General features: G+C 73.7%; 19 protein-coding genes. 10 read left to right on the top strand and 9 right to left on the bottom strand.

The features are described from left to right. Positions 1–56 precede the first annotated feature (56 nt). Positions 57–1,361 carry a cytochrome P450 family protein gene (locus JK359_RS12265; RefSeq protein WP_201835445.1) on the top strand — a complete coding sequence of 435 codons (1,305 nt, stop codon included), beginning with the start codon at positions 57–59 and terminating at the stop codon, positions 1,359–1,361. 18 nt (positions 1,362–1,379) lie between these two features. On the opposite strand, the gene JK359_RS12260 is transcribed toward JK359_RS12265, so the two are convergent. Next, positions 1,380–1,853, bottom strand: a complete 474-nt coding sequence (locus JK359_RS12260) for an SRPBCC family protein (protein WP_201834939.1) — start codon at positions 1,851–1,853, stop codon at positions 1,380–1,382. An 87-nt stretch (positions 1,854–1,940) separates the two neighbouring features. Further along, positions 1,941–2,771 carry a DeoR/GlpR family DNA-binding transcription regulator gene (locus JK359_RS12255; RefSeq protein WP_201834937.1) on the bottom strand — a complete coding sequence of 277 codons (831 nt, stop codon included), beginning with the start codon at positions 2,769–2,771 and terminating at the stop codon, positions 1,941–1,943. 464 nt (positions 2,772–3,235) lie between these two features. Here JK359_RS12255 and JK359_RS12250 point away from each other — a divergent pair, with 464 nt between their 5' ends. Together JK359_RS12250 and JK359_RS12245 are read left to right on the top strand one after the other, a co-directional pair. Continuing rightward, on the top strand, positions 3,236–5,584 hold the full coding sequence (locus JK359_RS12250; protein WP_201834935.1) for a hypothetical protein: 2,349 nt from the start codon (positions 3,236–3,238) through the stop codon (positions 5,582–5,584). Positions 5,585–5,756: 172 nt separating this feature from the next. Beyond that, positions 5,757–6,185: a VOC family protein gene (locus JK359_RS12245; RefSeq protein WP_201834933.1), complete on the top strand. Its 429-nt coding sequence runs from the start codon at positions 5,757–5,759 to the stop codon at positions 6,183–6,185. A gap of 63 nt (positions 6,186–6,248) precedes the next feature. Here JK359_RS12245 and JK359_RS12240 read toward each other — a convergent pair whose 3' ends face one another. From JK359_RS12240 to JK359_RS12225, 4 genes are all read right to left on the bottom strand, one after another. Next, the gene (locus JK359_RS12240; protein WP_201834931.1) at positions 6,249–8,687 is read right to left on the bottom strand and encodes a right-handed parallel beta-helix repeat-containing protein; all 2,439 of its coding nucleotides are present in this window, start codon (positions 8,685–8,687) and stop codon (positions 6,249–6,251) included. Positions 8,688–8,916: 229 nt separating this feature from the next. Continuing rightward, positions 8,917–9,522 carry an Rv1733c family protein gene (locus tag JK359_RS12235; RefSeq protein WP_201834929.1) on the bottom strand — a complete coding sequence of 202 codons (606 nt, stop codon included), beginning with the start codon at positions 9,520–9,522 and terminating at the stop codon, positions 8,917–8,919. A gap of 214 nt (positions 9,523–9,736) precedes the next feature. Further along, positions 9,737–10,561, bottom strand: a complete 825-nt coding sequence (locus tag JK359_RS12230) for an MOSC domain-containing protein (RefSeq protein ID WP_201834928.1) — start codon at positions 10,559–10,561, stop codon at positions 9,737–9,739. Positions 10,562–10,604: 43 nt separating this feature from the next. Next, complete coding sequence (locus JK359_RS12225) at positions 10,605–11,042, bottom strand: DUF6643 family protein (RefSeq protein WP_201834926.1); 438 nt, start codon at positions 11,040–11,042, stop codon at positions 10,605–10,607. Between the two features lie 285 nt (positions 11,043–11,327). Here JK359_RS12225 and JK359_RS12220 point away from each other — a divergent pair, with 285 nt between their 5' ends. Then, the gene (locus JK359_RS12220) at positions 11,328–12,635 is read left to right on the top strand and encodes a TerD family protein (RefSeq protein ID WP_201835443.1); all 1,308 of its coding nucleotides are present in this window, start codon (positions 11,328–11,330) and stop codon (positions 12,633–12,635) included. A gap of 6 nt (positions 12,636–12,641) precedes the next feature. On the opposite strand, the gene JK359_RS12215 is transcribed toward JK359_RS12220, so the two are convergent. After that, positions 12,642–13,826, bottom strand: a complete 1,185-nt coding sequence (locus JK359_RS12215; RefSeq protein WP_201834924.1) for a glycosyltransferase — start codon at positions 13,824–13,826, stop codon at positions 12,642–12,644. A 57-nt stretch (positions 13,827–13,883) separates the two neighbouring features. Between JK359_RS12215 and JK359_RS12210 the strand changes: the two genes are divergently transcribed. Beyond that, positions 13,884–14,669: a glutamate racemase gene (locus JK359_RS12210; protein WP_201834922.1), complete on the top strand. Its 786-nt coding sequence runs from the start codon at positions 13,884–13,886 to the stop codon at positions 14,667–14,669. 410 nt (positions 14,670–15,079) lie between these two features. Next, positions 15,080–15,637 carry a hypothetical protein gene (locus JK359_RS12205; RefSeq protein ID WP_201834920.1) on the top strand — a complete coding sequence of 186 codons (558 nt, stop codon included), beginning with the start codon at positions 15,080–15,082 and terminating at the stop codon, positions 15,635–15,637. A 336-nt stretch (positions 15,638–15,973) separates the two neighbouring features. Here JK359_RS12205 and JK359_RS12200 read toward each other — a convergent pair whose 3' ends face one another. Continuing rightward, positions 15,974–16,948: an O-antigen ligase family protein gene (locus JK359_RS12200; protein ID WP_201834918.1), complete on the bottom strand. Its 975-nt coding sequence runs from the start codon at positions 16,946–16,948 to the stop codon at positions 15,974–15,976. Between the two features lie 381 nt (positions 16,949–17,329). Between JK359_RS12200 and lnt the strand changes: the two genes are divergently transcribed. The 4 genes from lnt to JK359_RS12180 all read left to right on the top strand — a co-directional run bounded on the left by lnt (position 17,330) and on the right by JK359_RS12180 (position 22,355). Further along, positions 17,330–18,940: an apolipoprotein N-acyltransferase gene (gene lnt, locus JK359_RS12195; protein ID WP_201834916.1), complete on the top strand. Its 1,611-nt coding sequence runs from the start codon at positions 17,330–17,332 to the stop codon at positions 18,938–18,940. A gap of 68 nt (positions 18,941–19,008) precedes the next feature. Next, positions 19,009–19,488, top strand: coding sequence for an NUDIX hydrolase (locus JK359_RS12190; RefSeq protein WP_201834914.1), 480 nt, complete (start codon positions 19,009–19,011; stop codon positions 19,486–19,488). Positions 19,489–19,543: 55 nt separating this feature from the next. After that, the gene (locus JK359_RS12185; protein ID WP_201834912.1) at positions 19,544–20,359 is read left to right on the top strand and encodes a 3-hydroxybutyrate dehydrogenase; all 816 of its coding nucleotides are present in this window, start codon (positions 19,544–19,546) and stop codon (positions 20,357–20,359) included. Between the two features lie 76 nt (positions 20,360–20,435). Next, positions 20,436–22,355 carry a helix-turn-helix domain-containing protein gene (locus JK359_RS12180; RefSeq protein ID WP_201834910.1) on the top strand — a complete coding sequence of 640 codons (1,920 nt, stop codon included), beginning with the start codon at positions 20,436–20,438 and terminating at the stop codon, positions 22,353–22,355. A gap of 50 nt (positions 22,356–22,405) precedes the next feature. Here the strand turns inward: JK359_RS12180 and JK359_RS12175 are convergent, their stop codons facing one another. Further along, the gene (locus tag JK359_RS12175) at positions 22,406–23,782 is read right to left on the bottom strand and encodes an MFS transporter (protein ID WP_201834908.1); all 1,377 of its coding nucleotides are present in this window, start codon (positions 23,780–23,782) and stop codon (positions 22,406–22,408) included. Positions 23,783–24,052 lie beyond the last annotated feature (270 nt).

The raw sequence follows: 24,052 nt of genomic DNA, 5'->3' as shown, positions 1-24,052 counted from the left end.
GCAGAAGGAACTTCATGGACCGCCAGTCAGCCCCCGCCCCCGCGGCCAGATGCCCCATGCACGACGCGGCGTTCGCCGCCGACCCCCACCACGTCTACGACCGGTTGCGCGCCCACGGTCCGGCCGGCCCGGTCGAACTCGCACCCGGCGTCGACGCCACCCTGGTCGTCGGACACGAGATGGCGCTGCGCGTGCTGCAGAACTCCACGCTGTTCGCCCGGGACTCCCGCCGCTGGAAGGCGCTGAACGAAGGGCGGATCGCGCTGGACAGCCCGGTGCTGCCGATGATGGCGTACCGGCCCAACTGCCTGTTCACCGACGGCGCCGTGCACCTGCGGCTGCGCAAGGCCGTCACGGACAGCCTCGCCCGGCTCAACATCACCCGGGTCCGCCGGGACGTCGAGCCCATCGCCGACTACCTCATCGACCGGTTCAGCGAGCGGGGCCGCGCCGACCTCCTCAACGACTACGCCAAGCTGCTGCCGCTGCTGCTGTTCAACAAGATCTTCGGCTGCCCGGCGGACATCGGTGACACCCTCACCAGCGCCATGTCGGCGATGTTCGACGGCCAGGACGCCCTGCGTGCCAGCGAGGACATCAACACCTGCCTCATGGAGCTGGTCGCCCTCAAGCGGCGCCGGCCCGGCGACGACGTCACCTCCTGGCTGATCCAGCACCCCGCGGGCCTGACCGACGAGGAACTGAGGGACCAGCTGATCATTCTGATGGGTGCCGGCGTCGAGCCGGAGCGCAACCTGATCTGCAACGCCCTGCTCCTGCTGCTGTCGCCCGGCGCCGGCGGAGGCGACTCCGGCCTGCTGATCGAGGAGGCGATCGACCACGTCCTGTGGAACCAGACGCCCATCGCCAACTACGCCACCCATTACCCGCTCCAGGACGTGGACCTCGGGGGAGTGGTGGCCGAGGCTGACACGCCGGTCGTGATCAGCTTCGCCGCAGCCAACAGCGATCCCGCGCTGGCCGACGCCCGGCGGACGCACAGCAGGGGCGCCCACCTGGCGTGGGGGGCCGGCCCGCACGCGTGCCCGGCCAAGGACCCGGCGCAGGTCATCGCCGTCACCGCGATCGAGAAGATCCTCAACGCGCTGCCCGATCTGACGCTGGCCGTCCACGAGAAGGAACTGCAATGGCGGCCGGGCCCGTTCCACCGGGCACTGGTGGCGCTGCCGGTCGCCTTCAGCCCGACGCCGGCGACCCGCACGGCCGCCGCGCTGCAGAGCCGGGGCGCCCCCACGGGGGCCGAGCAGCCGCGGCCCACGGCTACGGCCGCCGCGACGCGTCAGGAACCGGCCAGGAAAAAGGGCTTCTGGAGCACGTTCCTGGACGTCTTCCGGGTCTGACGCGCCGGAACGGGGTGATCACCGTCCCGTCAGGCGCCGGTCCAGGGTCGTCACCGCACGGCGGAAGGCGAGTCCCAGGCCCGGCCCGGCCAGACCGAGGGCGAAGCGGAACGGCGCCGGCCCGTCGGCGGCGAAGGTCCACTGCACGCGGGTGCCGGTGCCGCGCGGAGCCAGGCGCCACTCCTCCACCAGCGCCCGGGCACCCGGCGCGTTGGTGGTGTCGACGCGGTACGCGTACACCTCGGGCTCCTTCGACGCGAGCACCGTCTCCGCGAACCGCGTCCCGCCGCGGAGCCGGATCTCCCGCCCGGCACCCCCGTCGGTCGGCCGGGCGAGCGTCACCGCCGAGAACCACTCCGCCCAGCCGGGCACGTCCTCCGCGAGCGCGCGGAAGACCTGCCCGGGGGGCGCCGAGACACCCCGCGCGAAGACCAGACGCACGGGCGCGGCCTCGACGAAGTCGATGTCCACCGGGCGCAGACGACGAGCCATGGACGTAACCCCCTTGTGCCACTTCCGCGGCTGCGGTCGACCGGGCAGAGCCGGCATCGGGCGCCAGTCACCATAGCTGACTGACTGTCAGATGTCTGTGCCGTCTTCCCCGGGCTCGCCCGCCACCACCAGTCGCAGGTGCTCCGCGATCTCGGCGCGCGCCTCCACGGGCAGTCCCGCATCGGTCACCAGGGTGTCCACCTGCTCCAGCGTGGCGAACGAACTCAGCCCCACCGTGCCCCACTTGGTGTGATCGGCGACCACCACGACCCGCCGTGCCGAGTGCACGAGGCGCCGGTTGGTCTCGGCCTCCGCGAGGTTCGGCGTGGACAGACCGGCCTCCACCGATATGCCGTGCACACCGAGGAAGAGCAGATCGAAGTGGAGCGCGGCGATCGCCTGGTCGGCCACCGGACCGACCAGCGAGTCCGACGGGGTGCGCACCCCGCCGGTCAGTACCACCGTGGCCGCCCCCTGCCGCTGCCCCGAGGTCCGCTGCGCCGCGTGGAAGACGTCCGCGACCCGCACCGAGTTCGTCACCACGGTCAGATCCGGCACCTCCAGCAGGAGCTGGGCGAGCGCGTACGTCGTCGTACCGCCGGAGAGAGCGATCGCCGTACCCGGGCTGACCAGCCGGGCGGCGGCCCGCGCGATGTCCTCCTTGGCCGTCAGCTCCAGGCCCGACTTGGCCTCGAACCCCGGCTCGTGGGTGCTGGCGTCGACCACCGGCACCGCGCCGCCGTGCACCTTCTCCAGCATCCCCTGGCGGGCGAGCGCATCCAGGTCACGGCGCACGGTCATGTCCGAGACACCGAGCTTGCGGGTCAGCTCGTTGACCCGTACACCGCCCCGGCGCCGGACCTCGTCCAGGATCAGTGCGCGGCGCTGCTCCGCGAGGAGGTTCTGATTCTCACTCACGTACGCTCCGGTCCTTTCGCCGCCAACCCGTCCGACTCGCCCGGCGCACCGGCTCCGACCTCGACGTTCCGTCCGTCCGGCAGTGCGCGGGCGTCCCATCTTTTCACGGGACGCCACGGGGTGCGCCACCACCTGCCGACGCGCGCACCCGCCACGCGCGTCGTCTCCCGTCCGCCCGGCCTCACACGGTTCGGGGAGATTCCGTGACGAGGGGTGTGCGCGACCGCAGGACCGGACATCCTGGAGCCCGCACGACACAGACGTCAGCGCGTCACGGGGGAAGTGCGAGAACAGTGGAACGTGCGCAAGGACAGCCTCCGGCACAGCGGGCGGACCGGGCGCCAGGGCGGCGCGGGGAACAGGCCCCGCGGCTGCCCGGGGACCAGGCCCCGGGACGGGGTGAGGACCAGGCCCCGGGACGGGGTGCGGACCAGGCCCCGGGACGGGGTGCGGACCGGGCTCCGGTGTGGCACGCGCAGGGGGGTGCCGGGTCCGGGAACGATCTGGAGCTGCTGGTGCACGGGGTCGGCGGCACCACGCCCGAGAAGATGCTCGGCGACCCGCGCACCGTCCGGATCACCGGCGACGACACGGCCGCCGTCTTCCGGCGGGCCGGCGACGCGGGCACCGCCCCGGCCGGGACGGACCCCGGCAGCGGACCCGTCCAGGAGGCGTACGTCTGGTGCAAGCTCACCTCCGGCGACGGCAGCCGTGCCCTGTGGCTGTTGCTGCTGCCGTTCATGGTGGTCAACCTCGCTCACTGGATGCGCCCCGCCGCCCCCGGCCGGCCCCGCACCGTCCGGCTGTACGGCCTCCTGGTGCGCCTGGTCGCCCTCACCCTGACCGTGCTGCTGATCGCCGCCGCCTGCGAAGTGGCTCTGGACCTCGTGGCCTGGCAGTGCGCCGGCACCCGCACCTGCGTACGCCGCCACTCCTGGCTGGGCTTCCTCGCGCCCGCGGTACCCGGAGCGCCCACCGCGTCCGGCGGCTGGTGGAGCGCCCCCGGCCGCCGGCTCGCCCTCGCCGCGGCACTGCCCGCCGCACTGACCGGCCTGCTCTGGTACCTCTCGCACCGCACCTGGAACGCGTACGAGTCCCACCGCCCCCTCACCCTCGACCCCGAGCCGGACACCCATGCGAGCGCGCTGGCCCGGCCCGGCTTCTGGTACGGGCGCCGCCTGGTCGCCCGGCTGCGCGCCGCCCACACCGCGGCGGGCCTGCTCACGGTGGCCGCGACCGTCGCCACCCCGGCCGCCCGCTTCGACCACCGGCCGGGCGGTCCCGCGGCCCTGGACCTCCTCGGCCGGCTGCTGCCCGCGGCCCTGCTCGCCTGTGCGGCGGCGGTGGTGTCCGTGGTGTGCCGCCGGGGCCGCAGCGAGAACCGCCTCGACCAGCGCCTCGACCACCACCTGGTACGCCGCCTGCCGCTCGGCGCGCTCGCCCTGCTGCTGCTCAGCCTGCTGTACGCCGGCTGGTCCCGGCCCGGCTGGCAGTCCACCGGACGGCTGCCCGGGGACCCGGCCTTCGGCGCCCTCATGCTGGGCCAGGGCCTGCTCGTCGTCGCCCTCGGTGCCGTGGCCGCGGATCTCCACCGGCGCAGACCCGACCCGCGCGCCGCCATGCGCGGCCTCGGCGGCCCCGCGGTCGCACTGCTCGGCTGCGCGCTCGGCGGAGTGGTCTCCGGCGGGGTCGCCCAGCGCGTCGCCGACTGGCTGGACGGCACCCGCGCCCTGCTCCCCGGACCGCCCGTCCTGCTCACCTGGCAGGCCTCCGCCATCCCGCCCGTCCTCGCGGTGCTCCTGCTCCTGGCCGCCGGACTCGCGGTACGCACCGCCCGGCTCGCCCGCGCGGAGCGCGACACCGTCCGCCACGAGCACCCCGGCGAACCCGAGGACCCGGGCCGCACCCGTGCCATCGCCCACGCCCGGGCCATGGCCACCCTCACCGACCGGGCGCCCCTCGTCGTCGCCGTGCTCACCGCCACCACCCTGCTCCTGGGCACCGTGGCCCTGACCGGAGCCCTCGCCACCAGGAAGCCCCCCGCCGGGGCGGCCCGGCACGCCCACCACGTCGTCCAGGCCATGGCCGAGACCTCCCAGGCTCTGGGCTCCTGGCTGGTCGGCCTCGGCTTCCTGCTGTTCGTGACCTGGGGCAGACGCGCCTACAAGGACGCCTCCGCCCGGCGCACCATCGGCACCCTCTGGGACGTCGGGACCTTCTGGCCGCGCGCCGCCCACCCCTTCGCACCGCCCTGCTACGCCGAGCGCGCCGTACCCGACCTCACCTGGCGCATGGCGACCTGGACCCGGCACACCGGCGGCCGGCTGGTCCTGTCCGGCCACTCCCAGGGCAGCGTCCTCGCCGCCGCGGCGGCCTGGCAGCTGCCGCCGTCCGTCCGCGGACGGGTCGCCCTGCTCACCTACGGCTCCCCGCTGGAGCGCCTGTACGGCCGCTGGTTCCCGGCCCACTTCGGCCCGCCGGCCCTCGCCGCCCTGCACCAGGACGTCGCCTGCTGGCGCAACCTCTATCGCCTCACCGACCCCATCGGCGGCCCGGTGCACGTCCCCGGCGGCACCACCACCCCGGACGTCGACCACGAGCCGCTGCGTGACCCCCTCGCCTACGGCCGCACGGCCGACCACCCCCTCCCGGCGCCCGTCCTCGGTCACTCCGACTACCAGTCGGACCCGGCCTTCGCCCACGACCGCGGCCGGCTCCTGGCCCGACTGCACCCGGAGCTGCCCGGCCAACGCCCGCAGGAGCGGGCCTCGTTCGAGGAGCAGCGTGTTGCACCGGCCCCTGAAGATCGATAACGTTCGCCGTGTGACTGCCGGGTCGGCCATGGGCCATACACGAGTGGGACTCCCGGCCTCCGCGTGAGCGCGAGGCGGGCGAGAGCCCCGCCCCTCTTCTCCGTGTCTTTCCTCCCGGCGCCCGAGCGCGGCGCCCCAGCACGACGGAACAAACGACCGGAGACCTTCACCCGTGCCCCAACACCCGCAGAACACGCACGCCTCACAACTGCCTGCTGCAGCCGTTCAGTTGAACCACACCGCCGTCTACGCGAGCGACCGGAGCCTGTCCGCCGAGTTCCTCGCCGCGATCCTGGGCCTGGAGGTCGGCGCCCCCTTCGGGCCGTTCCTGCCCGTCGACCTCGGCAACGGCGTGACACTCGACTACTACGAGAAGCGGGACGAGCCGATCCAGGCCCAGCACTACGCCTTCCTCGTGCCCGACGAGCAGTTCGACGGCATGATCGCCCGCCTGGAGGCAGTCGGCGTCACCTATTACGCCGACCCCGGCCACACCGAACCCGGCAAGATCAACCGTCTGTTCGGCGGCCGCGGCGCCTACTTCGACGACCCCGACGGCCACAACATGGAGATCATGACCCGGCCCTACATCCGCCCCTGACAGCGACACGGCGCGGGCCGGCCCGGCCGAGCCTTCCGGCACCGCGTCGGCCGGCCGGCCCGGTCAGGGCAGTTCGGGCAGGTCCTCCGCGTAGAGGAGGGTCAGATCGTCGGTGGTGGGGTCGGTGAGCTGGGCGACCCGGCTCGCGTGGCGCTCCACCATCGCCTCGAACGTCTGCCGGGCGGTCCGGCCGTTGCCGAACGCCGGCCCCTTCGGGATCGTCGTGAAGTACTTCAGCAGTGCCTCGCACGCGCCCGGCGTCAACGCGTACTCGTGCTCCTCGGCCTGCTGCTCCACGATCCGCAGCAGCTCGTCGGGGCCGTAGTCGCCGAAGGTGATGGTCCGGGAGAAGCGGGAGGCGACACCCGGGTTGACGGAAAGGAAGCGCTGCATCTCCGCGGTGTACCCGGCGACGATGACCACCACCGCGTCCCGGTGGTCCTCCATCAGCTTCACCAGGGTGTCGATGGCCTCCTTGCCGAAGTCCCGCCCGGCGTCCTCCGGCGACAGCGCGTACGCCTCGTCGATGAACAGCACACCGCCGCGCGCCCGTTCGAAGGCCTCCTGGGTGCGGATCGCCGTGGAACCGATGTGCTCGCCGACCAGGTCGACCCGCGACACCTCCACCAGGTGGCCCTTCTCCAGCACGCCCAGCGAGGCGAGGATCTCGCCGTACAGCCGGGCGACCGTGGTCTTGCCGGTGCCGGGGGAGCCGGTGAAGACCAGATGCCGCTTGACGGAGGCCGCCTTCAGCCCCGCCTGCTGCCGGCGCCGGCCCACCTCGATCATGTCGGTCAGCGCCCGCACCTCACGCTTGACGCTCTCCAGACCCACCAGGGCGTCGAGTTCCCCGAGCACGTCCTTCGACGTGCGCTGCGCCTTCTCCGGCTCCGCGACGGCGACCGGCGGCTCCTGGTCCGTGGCCCGCTGCCCCGGAAGCGCTCCCAGCAGTCCGGCGGACCGCGTCGCCGTCTGTACGGCCGTCTCGAGCGCCGCCGGTGCCCGGAGACCGCCGCTCTCGTCGCTGGTGCAGTCCTCCACGACCGGCCCCGTCCCGGACCCCGCGTCCGGGCCGCCGTCGGCGAACTCGTAACCCCCGCGCGCACACCGCTCCGTACGGCATCTGCGCAGCGTCGTACGGCAGCCGTCGATCACATGGAAGCCGTATCCGCCGCTGCCGGTGACCCGGCAGTTCAGGAAGCTGCCCCGGCCGCCCGCCGAGACGTAGAAACCGGCCTCCGCGGGCGAGTCGACCGTGCAGCGCTCGATCGTCGGGTCGGCGCCCTTGGTGACGATCACCCCGGTCTGCGTGCCGTCCAGCGTGCAGTTGTTGAGCGTGCCGCCGCTGCCGTGGTCACGGAACCACGCGCCGGTGGCCGCCTCCCGGATCCGGCAGTCGTCCAGCTGAGCGGTCGCCCCGTCACTCACCGACACCGCCGTGTTCCGCACCTGGGACAGGTCGCTGTCCACGACGTCGGCACGGGAACCGCGGTCCAGCACGAACAGCGCGTCCGGCACGTCGTGCACCCGGCAGGAGTCGAGCACCGCGGTGGCGCCGTCGCTCACCCACACCGCCGGGTAGTCGCCGGTGCTGTCGAAGATCTCGCACTGGTTGGCGTCCACCCGGGTCCCCGGGTCCCACACCGACAGGCCGTTGCGGCCGAACTGACGGACCGTCGTCCGGGTCAGCGTCAGCACCGAACGGGAGCGCAGGTCGACCGCGTTCTCCGGGATGTCGTGGATGCGGCAGTCGGCGAGCGTGAGCACCGCGTCCGTGTCCATGGTGACGCCGTCGGCGGCGGTCCGGTGCACATCGCAGTCGGTCAGGTGAGCGGTGGCCCGCTGGGTCACCTGCACACCGGAGCCGCGCACCTCGTAGATCTCGCAACCCACCGCCTCCAGCGAGGAGTTCTCGCCGGTCGCGGACAACCCCGTGCCCGAGGCGTGGTGGACCCGGCAGCGCTCCAGCCGCGGATGCGCCCCGCCGCGGACCGCCACGCCCGCCTGGCCGGCCGCGACGACCTCGCACTCCTCGAACACCCCGCTCCCGCCGTCGAGTACGGCGATGCCGATACCGGCCGGGTTGTCCACGGTGCACCGGCGCACGGTCGGACGGGCGCCACCGCGCACCTCGATGCCGGCGGCGGACCGGGTGACGATCCGCACGTCCGTCAGCTCGGGCGTGCCCTCCTCGACCAGCAGCGCGGGCGCCGCCGCGTCCTGCCCCTCCACGTGCAGGTCCCGCACCACGGCCGAGGCCCGCACGGTGAGCGGCACCCCGTCCACGGGCGCGATCCGCACCGAGCCGGGGGAGCCGTCCGGCCCGCGGAGTGTCACCGCGCGCTGGACGACGAGGTTCTCCCGGTAGGTGCCGGCGGCGATCGTGAGGACGTCGCCGTCGGCGGCGGCCTCCAGGGCGGCGGCGAGCGACGCGTACTCACCCGTGCGGCGCCGCCACCGCGAAGTACCGGTGTGCGTCACCTGGACCGTGCCCTGTGCCATGGCGTTGCTGTGCCCCCACCTCGTCGTACTGATGGCTCGCTGCCCACCGGGACGCTGCCGCCGGTGCCGGGACCACGACCGTGCTCGGCCCCCGGGGCATGAGCGCGTTCGCGCTCCGGGAACCTGCACGCCCCGGGGTCCACGCACCCGCGGGTTGTCGCCGAAAGCGCTTCGGCCGGTCCACCGTAGCGTGTGCATGCACGTCGGGTTGACCAGAGCCGGAAGGCCGTCAGCTGCCGGTGCCCGCCTTGCCCCAGTCCGGACCCGCCCGGTCCCAGGCCTGGTCCCAGTGCGCGAACCGCCGGCGGACCATGCGCCACACGGTCAGGCGCCGGCCGCATTCGACCAGGACCGCGATCACCAGGGCCGCGCCGAACCCGGCGAGCACCGCGTGAGCCGTCGCCGTGGCCGAGTCCAGCGGGCGGGTGGTTATTCGGCCGTGCGGGTCGGTCCAGAGCCTGAAACGGTCGCCCCGGTGCGGGGACTTGAGGTCCGCGAGCACCGCGCCGTGCTGCCGGGTGCCGTCCGGCGCGACCCAGTGCGCGATGACACGGCTGCGGGCCTGGCTCGCGCTGCTGGTCTCCGGGTCGGACTCCGGCAGGGCCTCGCCCAGATCCCGGACCACGGTGGCGGTCACCATGTGGCGCGCGTGCTGCTGCCGGCGTACGGACTGCTGGAGGGAGTCCTGGGCAGCGGCGCCGACCAGGCAGCCGGCCACGGGTGCGGCCACGGCGATCAGCAGCAGCGCCACCAGGGCCACCCACGCCTCGGCCAGATCGGTCGCGCGGCGCAGCGGATTGTGCCGCCAGCGCCACAGCCCGTTGAGAGCCCGCATGTCCCCACCCCCCTTCCGGTCCGTCATGTCCCCCGACACCGGCGCTCACCCCCGGTCCGGATCGGGGGAGAGCGCTGTCACGCCCGCCGCGGTACCTGACGCACGCGGCTCCTCACGAATTTCTCACGCCCCTTCAACGACCGGGGTACCGCCCGCGGTTCCCGGCCGGGGAGCCGGAGTGGACCGAGGGGGTGCACCGGAGCCCGGGGCCGTCCTACTCGAGCACACGCACCGGGTCGCCCACCCGGATCGTCCCGGAGGAGACGGGCACGAGATTCAGTCCGAACAGCAGATTTCCGCCGATCCTGCGGTGGCGCGCCAGGGTGAGCAGCGGTTCCCGGCCGCGCACGGCGGTGTCCTGGTCGGTGGTCGTCACGACACACCGCCCACAGGCCTTCGGGCCCCGGAAGACGACCTCCCCGACGGAGATCCGGGTCCAGTGGTCCTCGGCCCAGGGCTCGGTGCCGGCGACGACGACGTTCGGCCGGAACCGGTTCATGGGCAGCGGGCCCTCATGGGCGTTGGGGCCCTCGGCTATCAGGGAGTTCAGGGCCTCCAGCGAAGCCACCGTGGTGACCAGCAGGGGGTAGCCGTCGGCGAAGCTCACCGTCTCGCCGGGCAGGGCGTGGTCGGGATCGATCGGGCGGCGGGTGGCCGGATCGTCCAGGTGCACCAGGCGGACCCCAGCCTGCAGATAGGCGCTGCACCAGGCGTGGGCGTCCGCGGCGGCCGGGACCGCCTCGACCTTCGTGCCGAAGATGGTCATCGGCACGGTCGCCGCCGGCTGCGGCACCTCGACCGTCAGTGGTGACCGTCCCGGTGCGGACAGACGAATGCCGCCGCCGGCCAGTGGCTCGGCGGCGGCCAGCGCGAGACGCGGCTGCTCGCGCTGTGTGACGACCTTTCCCCCGTCGTCGATCAGTGCCCAGCGTCGGTCCCCGGCCAGGCCCCAGGGCTCCACGACGGCCTCCCTGGGCGACAGCCCGCGGAACGCCTTGACCGGGTGGACGTGGATCGACTGCACTTCGGCGTTTCCCATACCGCCATCGTGCCAGGTGGCACCGACAGCCGGGATACGCCGGTCAGTAGCCGCGGTACTGCTGGTTGTTGTACGGGTCCTGGTAGGGAGCCGGCGCGGGGCGCGGGGCGGCCGGGCGCATCGCCTCGTAGCCGGTGCCCGCCGCCATCGGCCGCTGCTGCTGCGGGGCCTGCGGACCGGGGTAGGCGCGCGGGGCGCTCGCCTGCTGCGGGATGTACGCCGTGGGCGCGTGGTGCAGCGGTGCGGGCTGCTGCATCTGCGGGTAGCCGTAGCCGGGGGCCGGCTGCGAGGGGGCCGCCGGGAGGGCCGGCAGGGCCGAGGGCAGGGCGGGGAGGCTGCTGCCCGCGTCGTAGGCGGCGGGGACCCGGATCGGGGCGATCTGCGGGGTGCCCCGCTCGGCCACGAGGGAGTCGTAGATCGGGGTGTCCGGGAAGGAGGCGGAGTAGTAGCCGCCACCATAAGTGGAGCGGGGGGAGGTCATGGCACATAAGTTAAGCCCACGATGTGCTGGTTGGGGAGACCGATAAGAGGGTTGTTTTCCGTGTCGGCAGTGGCCTGGGATCCCCAATCCGAGCGAACTTGGCAAAAAGGGACGCGATTCAACGTTTGGATCACGTAAAGGCCGAGTTCCCGGCGGGTTACCGGCGGTTGACCGGCGATCTTGCGGTGCCGTTCACGGGTGCCGGACGCGCCCGGGAATAGGTTGTGCGGGTAGGGCGACCGGGTGGAACCCGGAAGCCGGGACGCTAAGGGGGCGGACATGTCAATGCCGAAAGGGTCGAACACGCCGGTGCCGACCACGGCCCTGCGCATCGAATTGGGCTGGCGGACCGCTCCGGGGGTGCCGGACGCGGACGCCTCCGCGCTGCTGCTCGCCGCGGGGAAGGTCCGGTCCGACCGGGACTTCGTCTTCTACAACCAGCCCGCCCACTCCTCCGGGGCGGTCCGCCACGCGGGCAAACGGACGACCGGCGCACACGTCACCGACACCTTGCTCGTGGACCTCGCGCGCGCGGAGGGCGCCGTGGAGCGCATCGTCCTCGTCGCGTCCGCGGACGGCGGAACGTTCGGACAGGTCCCCGGCCTCTACATCGACGTGACCGACGCGGCCTCCGGCCAGTCCGTCGCCCGCTTCGACAGCACCGGCGCGACCGTGGAGACGGCCTTCGTCCTCGGCGAGCTGTACCGCCGCCAGGGCGGCTGGAAGTTCCGCGCCGTCGGACAGGGCTACAGCAGCGGACTCGAGGGCCTGGCAACCGACTTCGGCATCACGGTGGACGAACCGCAGCACCCCGCACCACCCGCGGCAACGCCCCCGGTGACCCCGCCCCCGCCTCCCGCCGCGGCTTTCCCGGGCACACCCCCGCCTCCTGCCGCGACCCCGGCGAACACACCGCCGCGACCCGCCGCCGCTCCGGCACCGCCGCCCGCGCCCCCCGCCCAGCCCGTCCGCCTGTCCAAGGTCACCCTCACGAAGGCGGCCCCGTCCGTCTCGCTGGCCAAGCAGGGCGGCACCTCCGGTGCCATGCGGGTGAACCTGAACTGGCAGATGCGCAAACAGTTCCCGGGATGGGGCGGCCGATGGGGCGGCCAGGGCGACCTCGACCTCGACCTGTGCGCCCTCTACGAACTGGCCGACGGCCGCAAGGGAGTCGTCCAGGCCCTCGGCAACGCGTTCGGTTCGCTCCACCGGCCGCCGTACATCCACCTCGACGGCGACGACCGCACCGGCGCCGTCACGAGCGGCGAGAACCTCACCGTCAACCTCGACCGCACGCGGGACTTCCGGCGCATCCTCGTCTTCGTCACCATCTACCAAGGCGCCAGCTCCTTCGCCGACCTGCACGCCACCGTCACCCTCCAGCCGCAGCACGGCGCCCCCATCGAGTTCTCGCTCGACGAGTGCACCGTGCCCTCCCCGGTGTGCGCGCTCGCCCTGATCACGAACACGGGCGGCGACCTCGTCGTCCAGCGCGAGGCGCGGTACCTCGTGCCGGAGCGCGGATCGAGCCCGCAGCGGACCGTGGACCGCGCCTACGGCTGGGGCATGAACTGGACACCCGGCCGCAAGTGACCGGTCTCAGCCCTCGTCGGGCACGGCGCCCGGGCGGGCGTAGGTCCGGCCCTTCCAGGCGGCCCCGCGCCCGCGACAGTGCTGCACGGCCGAGTCGACCGTCATGAGGAGGTACAGGAACGCGGTGAACGGCAGGAGCGGGGCGAGCCACAGCGGCTGCCGGTAGTAACGCAGCATCGGCACGTATGTTCCGGCCATCACCGCCCACGCCGACGCGCCCGCGACCGCCGTCGCCGTACCGCCTCCGGCCGCACCCACGGCCACGGCGGCGGGCGGCACCAGATACACCAGCGCGAGCCCGGCGACCGTGCCGAGGAGCAGCAGCGGGTTGTGCCGCAGCTGTGCGTAGGCGCTGCGCGAGACCATGCGCCACAGGTCGTGCAGCCGCGGGTAGGGACGCACACTGTCGACCCGGTCGGCCAGCCCCAGCCACACCCGGCCGCCGGCGCCCTTCACCGCGCGCGCGAGCGCCACGTCGTCGATGACGGCGTGCCGGATGGAGTCAGGGATGCGTGCCGTGCCCGCCGTGCCCGCACGCAGCAGCACGCAGCCGCCTGCCGCCGCGGCCGTGCGCGATCCCGGCCGGCCGATCCACCGGAACGGATACAGCTGCGCGAAGAAGTACACGAACGCCGGCACCACGAGCCGCTCCCACAGGCTCTCCACCCGAAGCCGCGCCATCTGCGACACGACGTCGAAACCCCCGGTCCCGCCGGTGCACGCCGCCGCGACCAGTTCGCGCAGGCTGTCCGGCGCGTGCGCGATGTCCGCGTCCGTCAGCAGCAGGAACTCGGGCTCACGCGCGCGTGCCAGCGCGATGCCGTGCCGCACCGCCCACAGCTTGCCCGTCCACCCCGCGGGCGGCTCCCCGGGCGATCCGACGGTGAGCGGCAGCCCACCGTGCCGCCGGGACAGTTCCCGGGCCAGCTCCCCGGTACCGTCCGTACTCCCGTCGTCCACCAGGAAGACCTCGGCCCGCCCCGGATAGTCCTGCGCCAGCAGCGACGGCAGGCTCGCGGACAGCACGGCGGCCTCGTCACGAGCGGGTACGACCACACAGACCGACGGCCACTCGTCCGGTTCCCGGCGCCGCGGCAGCCGCACGTCCGTGCGCCAGAAGAAGCCCTGCCCCAGCAGCAGCCAGCACCACGCGGCCAGCGACACGACGGTGATCCACAGGAAGGCGCTCACGGCCGCAGTCTGCCCCACCCGACCGGCCCCCGAGGGGGCATCGTCTATCGTGGCCGGGTGAAGATCGCGCTCATGGACTCCGGAATCGGCCTGCTTCCCGCCGCTGCCGCGGTACGCCGGCTGCGCCCCGACGCGGACCTCGTGCTGTCCTGGGACCCGGACGGAATGCCCTGGGGGCCGCGTACCCCGCAGGACATCACCGAGCGCGCCATCGCCGTCGCGCAGGCCGCCGCCGCGCACGAGCCCGATGTCCTGATCGTCGCGTGCAACACCGCCTCCGTGCACTCCCTGCCGGCGATGCGCGCCCGCTTCGAGCCGGGTCTGCCGATCATCGGCACCGTTCCGGCGATCAAGCCGGCCGCCGCGGGCGGCGGTCCCGTCGCGATCTGGGCGACCCCGGCCACCACGGGCAGCGCCTACCAGCGCGGGCTGATCGATCAGTTCGCCGGGGGCGTCGCCGTGACCGAGGTGGCCTGCCCCGGTCTCGCGGACGCGGTGCACCACGCGGACGAGACGGCGATCGAGGCCGCGATCGCCTCGGCCGCCGCGCGCACCCCGGACGACGTGACCACGGTGGTCCTGGGCTGCACCAACTACGAGCTGGTCGCCGAGCGCATTCGCGCCGCAGTCCAGCGGCCCGGCCGCCCGCCCCTCGTCCTGCACGGCACCGCCGGAGCGGTGGCCGCCCAGGCCCTGCGCCGCATCGGAGTGGAGCCGGCCCCGGCCGCCGTCGCCGATACGTCCGTCACGGTGCTGCTGAGCGGCCGCGAGGCGAAGCTGCCGGACACGGCGCTGACCTATGCGGAGGGCCGCTTCCTGCAGACCGCCAGCCCGGTCCGCTGAGCGGCGGCGGAGAACCCCGACCGCGCTCCCGGCCCGCATCGCAGTGCCGGGCATCCCCGACCCCGGGCCCGTCCCGCCCGGTCCGCTGACCGCCCGGCGACGATCGGTCCCGGCCGCGCTCTGATCCACTGACCGACCGGCGATGATCGGTCCCGGCCGCGCTCTGATCCACTGACCGACCGGCGATGATCGGTCCTGGCGGCGCCCTGAAGCACTGACCGGCGGCGATCGGTCCGGCCCCGCCCCGGCCGCTGACCGACCCGTCGGCGAGCGGTCCCGGCCCCGCCCGGGCCCACTGACCGACCTTGTCGGCGAGCGGTCCCGGCCGTACGGTCCTCCGTGCTCCGCCCGGGCCAGTCACTGTGTGCCACGCCCTACCCGCGCAGCGAAACCTGAGTAACCTCGTAGACATGAGGGACCACCCCGACCTCGCCCCCGACCCCGACGCCGCACCGGATCCGGACGTCTGGACGGGACGCGCCACCAACCGGGTCCAGTGGCTGCTCGCGCTGGTCGGGGCCGCCTGCATGGCGCTCGGCATCGAGCTGGCCGTCGACTCGGCCTGGACCTCGGGCGTCGCCCCGCTGGTGATGTCCGTCGTGGGCTGCATCGCGGCCGGCCTGCTGGTCCTCTTCGGCACCCTCGCCTTCGTGCACGTCGACCTCAGGCTCGACAAGGAGTGCGTCGAAGTGCGCTGCGGGCACATCGGCCTGCCGCGCCGCCGCATCCCGCTCTCGAACGTGGCCGGCGCCGATTTCACGGCCCACGTCACGCCCCGTAACTGGGGCGGCTGGGGTTACCGCTGGCGCCCCGAGAAGGGCACGGCGGTCGTTGTACGCCGTGGTGAGGGCATCGTGCTGCGGCTGTGGGACGGCCACACGTTCACGATCACCGTGGACAACGCCGAGTCGGCGGTACGGGTCATCAGGGACCGCCTGCGGACGATCAGGCCGGGAACGGCCGGCTGAACCGGCGCGTCCGCCGCCCCCGAGCCAGTCGCCGGACACCGGGGCGCACTCAGCCCGGCGCTGCAGCGTCAGCCCGCTCGGCCCCGTCAGCCCCGTGCCGTAGCGCCCGCCTGCTCGGGCCTGTGCCGTCGTGCCCGCCCGCTCGGCCGCATGCCGTAGCGCCCGCCCGCTCGGCCCCGTGCCGTAGTGCCCGCCGTCTCAGCGCCGTGGCATAGCGTCCCCCTGCTCAGCCCCGTGCTGCCGTGGCCCTGTCCCGCACGCGTCTCCGTCGGGGGCCTGTGCCGTAGCTGCTCAGCCGTAGATGATCTGTGCCGACGGCCCGCGCCCGGGCCTCGCTCACGGGGCCGGTGTCGTCGCCGTGTCACCCGTCCACGGCCGGGCGGTGGCCCAGCCGGCCAGCAGCCCCGCGCCGGCCGTCACCGTCGTGAAGCTCAGGGCGTTGCCCACCGAGGCGAGAGCGGCCAGCGCCGTCAGGGCCGCGCCGGTGGTGAGGGCGACTGGCGTGGAGCGCGGGGTGCGCCACAGTGCGTACAGGACCCAGCAGAACACGGCGACCAGCAGGAGCACGCCGACCAGGCCCTGCTCGGCTGCCTGCTGCAGCGGTGCCGAGTGCGGTGTGCCGTCGGACAGCAGCGTGCGCGCACCGGTCCGGTCCGGCTCGGCGAACCTGCCGGGGCCGACTCCCAGACCGCCGTTGCGGCCCGCCAGCCGCAGCGCGTCCTGCCACAGCTGTACGCGATGCGGGGTGAACCGGTCCTCGAGCGGCTCGGCGACGCCGGCCGGCAGGGCCTTTGCGGCGACCGCCCAGACCGTCCCCGCCACCAGGGCCGCCGTCGCCGCCAGGCCTGCCAGCCAGGCGCCCCGGCGGCGCGCCGGGCCTGCGGCGAACGAACACAGCAGCACCGCCGCGCCGGCCACGCAGCCTGCCGCCGCCCCCACCACGGCCCCGGCGGCCACGATCACGCACGCCAGCGCTCGCAGGCCGAGTCGCAGCGCCGGGGCGGTCGTCGCCCAGGCGGCACAGCAGGCGGCTCCCGTGGCCAGCACCAGCAGCGCGGCCGTGGCACCGGCGTGTCCGAGCGTGGCGGTGTACCAGGGGCCGGGGGAGAGCCCGGGCAGCGCCACGACCAGCGCGAGCCCGGCCGCCGCACCGATGCCGGGCGCGGCCACCGGCAGCAGGGCACCGGAGACCCGGCCCGCGGCATAGCCGGCCGCCGCCGCGAGCACTGCCAGCAGCATGCCCTCGGGCCGTCCGTCGTGAGCCGCCGCGGTGATCAGCGACCACCCGGCGCAAGCCCCCAACAGGATCATGCCCGTCCCGTCGGAAACGTTTCTTCGCGTGTTGTGGGCGTCCGCACCGTACGTACCGGTCGCGGACCCCGTCCCCGTCGACCCCACCCGCCGCCCCTCGTACCCGGTCCCCCGACCTGTGGCAGCCCACGGCCGCGCGCCGGGACCGGCCGCGCTGCCGAGGCTGGGCACACCGTAACGGCTGCTGACCGGTTTGGGGACGAGCCGGGCAGGAACACCGCTGCCCCGGCCGGACCCCGGTGGCGCGCCCGGCAGGAACCGGCGGGCGGAGGCGACGTACCGCCGGGGCGGGCGAAGCGGCGCCCACCAGCGACAACTGCCGGTGCTCCGCCGCCGGACCGCACTGTCGGCGGTGACGCCGGCCGCCGTACACTCACCCGGGTGACCGTCACCGCAACTTCCGTGGACCAGCCGGACCAGCTCCAGCCGCAGCCCGCCCCCGGCGCGCGCGGCGGGCGGCTGCTCCGCCTGGTCCCGGCCGCCGCGTCCGCGCTCTGCGGCGTGCTGCTCTACGTCAGCTTCCCGCCGCGCACCCTGTGGTGGCTGGCCCTGCCCGCCTTCGCCGGCTTCGCCTGGGTGCTGCGCGGCCGGAGCTGGAAGGCCGCCCTCGGCCTCGGCTACCTCTTCGGGCTGGGCTTCCTGCTGCCGCTGCTGGTGTGGACGAGCGTGGAGGTCGGGCCCCTGCCCTGGGTGGCCCTGGTCGCCATCGAGGCGGTGTTCGTCGCCCTGGTCGGCGTGGGCGTGGCCGCGGTCTCCAAGCTGCCCGCCTGGCCGGTGTGGGCCGCCGCTCTGTGGACGGCGGGCGAAGCGGTACGCGCGCGCGTGCCCTTCAGCGGTTTCCCCTGGGGCAAGATCGCGTTCGGCCAGGCGGACGGCGTCTTCCTGCCGCTCGCCGCGGTCGGCGGCACCCCCGTCCTCGGCTTCGCGGTCGTCCTGTGCGGTTTCGGCCTCTTCGAGGCGGGCCGGCTGGTCGCCGAGCGGCGCCGGACCCGGACCGTGCGGCGGGCCGCCGCGACCGCCGCGCTGCTGAGCGTCGCCGTACCGGTGGCGGGCGCCGTCGCGGCCCGCGCGCTGGTGAGCGACAAGGCGGAGACAGGCACCGCGACCGTCGCGCTCATCCAGGGCAACGTGCCGCGTGCCGGGCTGGAGTTCAACGCCCAGCGGCGGGCCGTGCTCGACTACCACGCGCGCGAGACGCACAAGCTCGCCGCCGACGTCAGGGCGGGCAAGGCCGCCAAGCCCGACTACGTCCTGTGGCCGGAGAACTCCTCCGACATCGACCCCTTCGCCTACCCCGACGCCGCCGCCGTCATCGAGCAGGCGGCCGAGGACATAGGCGTGCCCGTGTCCGTCGGCAGTGTGGTCGAGCGGGACGACGAGCTGTTCAACGAGCAGATCCTGTGGGACCCGGCCAAGGGTCCGACGCAGACCTACGACAAGCGGCAGATCCAGCCCTTCGGCGAGTACCTCCCGCTCCGCTCGCTCGTCGGCGCGATCAACAAGAACTGGACCGACATGGCCCGCCAGGACTTCGACCGGGGCGGCAAGCCGGGCGTGTTCGACATCGGCGGTGCGAAGGTGGGGCTGGCCACCTGCTACGAGGCCGCTTTCGACTGGGCCGTACGGGACACGGTGACGCACGGCGCGCAGATGATCTCCGTGCCGAGCAACAACGCCACCTTCGACCGCAGCGAGATGACCTACCAGCAGCTCGCCATGTCCCGTATCCGCGCGGTCGAGCACAGCCGGACCGTGACCGTGCCGGTGACCAGCGGTGTCAGCGCGGTCATCATGCCGGACGGCCGGATCACCCAGAAGACGGGCATGTTCGTCCCCGCGTACCTGGTCCAGAAGGTGCCGCTGCGCACGTCCGAGACCCCCGCGACCGAGCTGGGCATCCTCCCGGAGGTCGCCCTGGTGCTGGTCGCCGCGGGCGGGATCGGCTGGGCGATCGGGTCGGGCCTGCGCGCCCGGCGCGCCGGTGACGCGTAGCCGTACGACCCCGGTACGACTTCTGAACGCGCCGGTGGGCGGCGGAGCGGCCCGTTAGGGTCGTGAACATGGCTACTCCCGAATACATCCGCACGCTCCGGGCATCCGCCGGGCAGCAGTTGCTCTGGCTCCCCGGGGTCACCGCGATCGTCTTCGACGACGAGGGCCGGGTGCTGCTCGGCCGGCGGGCCGACACGCGCAAGTGGTCGGTGATCGGCGGCATCCCGGACCCGGGCGAGCAGCCCGCGGCCTGCGCCGTGCGGGAGGTCTTCGAGGAGACGGCGGTGCACTGCGTGCCCGAGCGGATCGTGCTCGTCCAGGCGCTGGAACAGTTCGCCTATCCCAACGGTGACATCTGCCAGTACATGGACATCACCATCCGCTGCCGGGCCGTGGGCGGCGAGGCACGGGTCAACGACGACGAGTCGCTGGAGGTCGGCTGGTTCGAGGTGGACGCCCTGCCGGAACTGCATGAGTTCGGGCTCTTCCGGATCAAGCAAGCCATGTCTGACGCACCCACATGGTTTGACGCTACGTCGGTCGGCTGAAGTATGGGTGCGGACCACATGTGGTGACCGTGGGGTCCCCGCCTAGGGTCGGCACATGACCTCGCCCACCCCCCTGTCCGGCCCCGGTCCCCGGCCCCCCGCCCTCGACCTCGAAGGCCGCACCGCTCTCGTCACCGGGGCCGCCGGCGGTATCGGCCGCGCCTGCGCGCTGCGGCTGGCCGCCGCCGGCGCCGAGGTGCGCGCGGTCGACCGGGACGCGGCCGGTCTGGCCGAGCTGGTCCAGCAGGCGGAGCGGACCGGCCGCCTTACCGGCACCGTCGTACCGCAGGTCGTGGACCTCACCGACCTGGACGCCGCCGAAGGCGCCGCCGCCGGCACCGATGTGCTGGTCAACAACGCCGGACTGCAACTCGTGCGGCCCATCGAGGAGTTTCCGCCCGAGGTGTTCCGCACGGTGCTGACCGTGATGCTGGAGGCGCCGTTCCGCCTCATCCGCGGTGCCCTCCCGCACATGTACGCCCAAGGCTGGGGCCGGATCGTCAACGTGTCCTCCGTCCATGGTCTTCGAGCCTCGGCCTTCAAGTCCGCCTATGTGGCCGCCAAACATGGCCTCGAAGGCCTCTCCAAGACGGCCGCCCTGGAAGGCGCCGCCCATGGAGTCACCTCCAACTGTGTGAACCCCGCCTACGTGCGCACCCCACTGGTCGAGAAGCAGATCGCCGACCAGGCACGGGCCCACGGCATTCCCGAGGAGCGCGTCCTGTCCGAGGTCCTGCTCAAGGACAGCGCGCTGCAGCGGCTCATTGAACCCGAGGAGGTCGCCGAGGCCGTGGCCTACCTGTGCAGCCCGCAGGCGTCCTTCGTCACCGGCACCTCGCTCGTCCTGGACGGCGGGTGGACGGCCCACTGACCGGCCCGGCGGCCCCGGCACCGGGAGTTTTCCACAGGCCTGCCGTGCCGGGCGGCCGATACGGAATCCTGTGACCATGTCCCGCGATCACCTGCAGCCGGCACCCAGCGGCAGCGCCGAGGCCCCGTACCTCGGCCTGCTGGCCCGCGATGCCTCCGTGGAGGCCTACGAGCAGCCCGTGCTGCTCGCCCGCGCCGAGGGCGAGCCGGCCGGCCGGATCGCCGCGCTGGAGGAGGCCAGGGTCCTCGCCCTGCGCGTCCGAGCGGAGCTGGAGGGCCGCCGACGGCGCGAGGCGGAGCTGTCGGCGCTCTTCGAGACGGCCCACGACCTCGCCGGACTCCGCGACCTCGACGCCGTCCTGCAGGCGATCGTGCAGCGCGCCCGCTCCCTGCTCGGCACGGACGTCGCCTACCTCAGCCTCAACGACCCGGAGCGCGGCGACACCTACATGCGGGTCACCGAGGGCTCCGTCGCCGCTCGCTTCCAGCAGCTGCGCCTCGGCATGGGGGAGGGGCTGGGCGGACTCGTCGCCCAGACCGCGCGGCCGTACGTCACCGACGACTACTTCCAGGACGACCGGTTCCAGCACACCCTCACCATCGACGCCGGTGTCCGCGACGAGGGCCTGGTCGCCATCCTCGGCGTGCCACTGATGCTCGGCCCGCACGTGATCGGCGTCCTCTTCGCGGCGGACCGCCGGGCCCGCGTCTTCGAGCGCGCACAGATCGCCCTGCTCGGTTCCTTCGCCGCGCTCGCCGCGGCCGCCATCGACACCGCCAACCTGCTCACCGAGACCCGCTCGGCGCTGGCCGGCCTGGAGCGTGCCAACGAGATCATCCGGGACCGCAGCGCGGTCATCGAACGGGCCTCCGACGTCCACGACCGCCTCGCCGAACTGGTCCTGCGCGGCGGCGGTGTGCACGACGTGGCCGCCGCCGTCTCCCAGGTCCTCGCCGGAACCGTCCGCTTCACCGAGGCCGCCGCCGCCCCGGCCGAGGCCCTGGAGGCGTCCCGCGCCGAGGGCCACGCCGTCCTGCACGGCGGCGACTGGATCGCCGCGGTGGCCGCGGGCGGCGAACTCCTCGGCGCGCTGGTGCTGCACGGCCAGCCCGGCCTGGACCCGGTCGACCAGCGCACCCTGGAGCGCGCCGCGATGGTCACCTCACTGCTGCTGCTCGCCCGCCGCTCCGCCGCCGAGGCCGAACAGCGCGTGCGCGGCGAGCTGTTGGACGACCTCCTGGACGCCCGTGACCGCGACCCGCGGCTGCTGCGCGAACGCGCCGCCCGCCTGCACGCGGACCTCGACGCCACCCATGTCGTACTCGCCGCCCGCCTCGACGGCCCGGCCGCCGACGCCGACGAGGAGGCCGCGGCCCGCCGCCGGCTCTGGGCCGCCGCGTCGCACCTCGCGGCCACGCGGCAGGGCCTGGCCGCGGCCCGCGACGGCGGCACCGTCCTGCTGCTGCCCCTGGCCGCCGGCGACACCGCCACGGGGGTGGCCCGCCGCACTGCCCGCCACCTCGGCACGGCCGTCCACCAGCCCGTCACGGTCGGCGCCTCCGCCCCCGTGACCGACCTCGCCGCGGACCCCGGGGCCGTGACGGCCGGCTACGCCGAGGGCCGCCGCTGCCTGGACGCCCTGCACCTGCTGGGCCGGACCGGGGACGGAGCGGCGGCCGAGGACTTCGGCTTCCTCGGCCTGCTCCTCGCGGGCGAACGGGACATCGCCGGCTTCGTCGACCGCACCATCGGGCCCGTGGTGGCCTACGACGAGCGGCGCGGGACCGAACTGCTGCAGACCCTGGAGGCGTACTTCGCCGGCGGGATGAGCCCGGCCCGCACCAAGGACGCGCTGCACGTCCATGTGAACACGGTGGCGCAGCGGCTGGAGCGCGTGGGCCGGCTGCTCGGCGAGGACTGGCAGACCCCCGCCCGGGCCCTGGAGATCCAACTGGCCCTGAGACTGCACCGGCTGGCCGCACCGGGACGCCGCTGACCGGCCCCGCACGGAGGCCGGCCGGCGCACGGAGCACGCGAGGGCGACGGTCAGACGGTCCGCGCCGGAGCGGCCGTACTCGCCCCCGACGGCTCGCCGCTTCCCTCCTCCACCCGGGCCAGATCGCGGTGCCGCGTCTCGCGCGCGAGGGCCACGGCGACCAGGGTCAGCACGGAGGCCGCGATCACGTACAGCGCGATCGGCGTGGAGCTGTCGTAGTCGGAGAGCAGCGCGGTGGCGATGAGCGGGGCGGGCGCACCGGCCGCCACGGACGCGAACTGCGCACCGATCGACGCACCCGAGTACCGCATCCGGGTGGCGAACATCTCGGCGAAGAACGCGGCCTGGGGCGCGTACATGGCACCGTGCAGCACGAGTCCGACGGTCACCGCGAGGACCAGGTACCCGAACGACCCCGTGTCCACGAGCGCGAAGAACGGGAACATCCAGAGCCCGACACCGGCCGCGCCCAGCAGGTAGACCGGCCGCCGCCCGATCCGGTCCGACAGCGCGCCCCAGGCCGGGATGACGGCGAAGTGCACGGCGGAGCCGATGAGCACGGCGTTGAGCGCGGTCTGCTTGGAGAGGCCGGCCGAGGTGGTCGCGTACACGAGGATGAACGCGGTGATGACGTAGTAACTGATGTTCTCCGCCATCCGGGCCCCCATCGCCACGAGCACGTCCCGCCAGTGGTGGCGCAGCACGGAGACGAGCGGCAGCTTCTCGGGCTGTGCGTCCCGTCGTGCCTCGGCCCGCTCCAACGCCTCCTTGAAGACAAGCGATTCATCGACAGACAGACGAATCCACAAACCGACGACGACGAGCACGCCGGAGAGCAGGAACGGTATCCGCCAGCCCCAGGTGCCGAAGGCGCCGTCGGACAGCACGGCGGTCAGCAGCGAGAGCACGCCGGTCGCCAGCAACTGCCCGGCCGGCGCGCCGGTCTGGGGCCACGACGCCCAGAAGCCGCGGCGCTTCGCGTCGCCGTGCTCCGACACCAGCAGCACGGCACCGCCCCATTCGCCGCCGAGCGCGAATCCCTGCACCAGACGCAGCGCGGTGAGCAGCACCGGGGCGGCGCTTCCGACGGTGGCGTGCGTGGGCAGCAGGCCGATGGCGAACGTCGCCCCGCCCATCAGCACCAGGCTCAGCACCAGCAGCTTCTTGCGCCCCAGCCGGTCGCCGTAGTGCCCGAACACGAGCGCGCCCAGCGGGCGGGCCGCGAATCCCACGGCGTACGTCAGGAACGACAGCAGTGTCCCGACGAGCGGATCGGAGTCCGGAAAGAACACCTTGTTGAAGACGAGCGCGGCCGCGGAGCCGTACAGGAAGAAGTCGTACCACTCGATGGTGGTGCCGATGAGGCTGGCGGCGACGATTCTGGGGAGGCTGGCGGGGGGTGGGGGAGAAGCTGCGGGGGAGGACATCAGCACCACTTCCTGGCGTTCGGCGGGGACGGTTGTGTGTCGCCATACCGTAGGAATGCTCAGGTCAGGGTCGTATGTGGTGGGGCACCATAGTTCGGGGGGCTGGGGGTGCGCGGGGCCACATGAGACGCGCATCGGTGCTAGTTCGACGACCTCTGGGAACGGCGGCAGAGGTCTGTCCGAGTTGCGCTGTTCGACGCGTTTTGGTGCTGAATCGCGTGCTGACTCGGTGCTGACTGCGCAGTGCAGAACTCGGCATTCAGCACGGAT

It is taken from the genome of Streptomyces actinomycinicus, assembly GCF_016741775.1.
In the GTDB taxonomy this organism is placed as follows: domain Bacteria; phylum Actinomycetota; class Actinomycetes; order Streptomycetales; family Streptomycetaceae; genus Streptomyces; species Streptomyces actinomycinicus.
Note: the sequence above shows the minus strand (reverse complement) of the source record. Positions and strands in the feature narration are given on the sequence as shown.

What these genes read in the sequence shown, in the direction of transcription:
- JK359_RS12230 (WP_201834928.1), bottom strand. Translation starts at nt 10,561, where the DNA reads ATGGGAAACGCCGAAGTGCAGTCGATCCACGTCCACCCGGTCAAGGCG.
- JK359_RS12190 (WP_201834914.1), top strand. Translation starts at nt 19,009, where the DNA reads ATGGCTACTCCCGAATACATCCGCACGCTCCGGGCATCCGCCGGGCAG.
- JK359_RS12260 (WP_201834939.1), bottom strand. Translation starts at nt 1,853, where the DNA reads ATGGCTCGTCGTCTGCGCCCGGTGGACATCGACTTCGTCGAGGCCGCG.
- JK359_RS12265 (WP_201835445.1), top strand. Translation starts at nt 57, where the DNA reads ATGCACGACGCGGCGTTCGCCGCCGACCCCCACCACGTCTACGACCGG.
- JK359_RS12240 (WP_201834931.1), bottom strand. Translation starts at nt 8,687, where the DNA reads ATGGCACAGGGCACGGTCCAGGTGACGCACACCGGTACTTCGCGGTGG.
- JK359_RS12205 (WP_201834920.1), top strand. Translation starts at nt 15,080, where the DNA reads ATGAGGGACCACCCCGACCTCGCCCCCGACCCCGACGCCGCACCGGAT.
- JK359_RS12180 (WP_201834910.1), top strand. Translation starts at nt 20,436, where the DNA reads ATGTCCCGCGATCACCTGCAGCCGGCACCCAGCGGCAGCGCCGAGGCC.
- JK359_RS12185 (WP_201834912.1), top strand. Translation starts at nt 19,544, where the DNA reads ATGACCTCGCCCACCCCCCTGTCCGGCCCCGGTCCCCGGCCCCCCGCC.
- JK359_RS12225 (WP_201834926.1), bottom strand. Translation starts at nt 11,042, where the DNA reads ATGACCTCCCCCCGCTCCACTTATGGTGGCGGCTACTACTCCGCCTCC.
- JK359_RS12175 (WP_201834908.1), bottom strand. Translation starts at nt 23,782, where the DNA reads ATGTCCTCCCCCGCAGCTTCTCCCCCACCCCCCGCCAGCCTCCCCAGA.
- JK359_RS12235 (WP_201834929.1), bottom strand. Translation starts at nt 9,522, where the DNA reads ATGCGGGCTCTCAACGGGCTGTGGCGCTGGCGGCACAATCCGCTGCGC.
- JK359_RS12200 (WP_201834918.1), bottom strand. Translation starts at nt 16,948, where the DNA reads ATGATCCTGTTGGGGGCTTGCGCCGGGTGGTCGCTGATCACCGCGGCG.
- JK359_RS12220 (WP_201835443.1), top strand. Translation starts at nt 11,328, where the DNA reads ATGCCGAAAGGGTCGAACACGCCGGTGCCGACCACGGCCCTGCGCATC.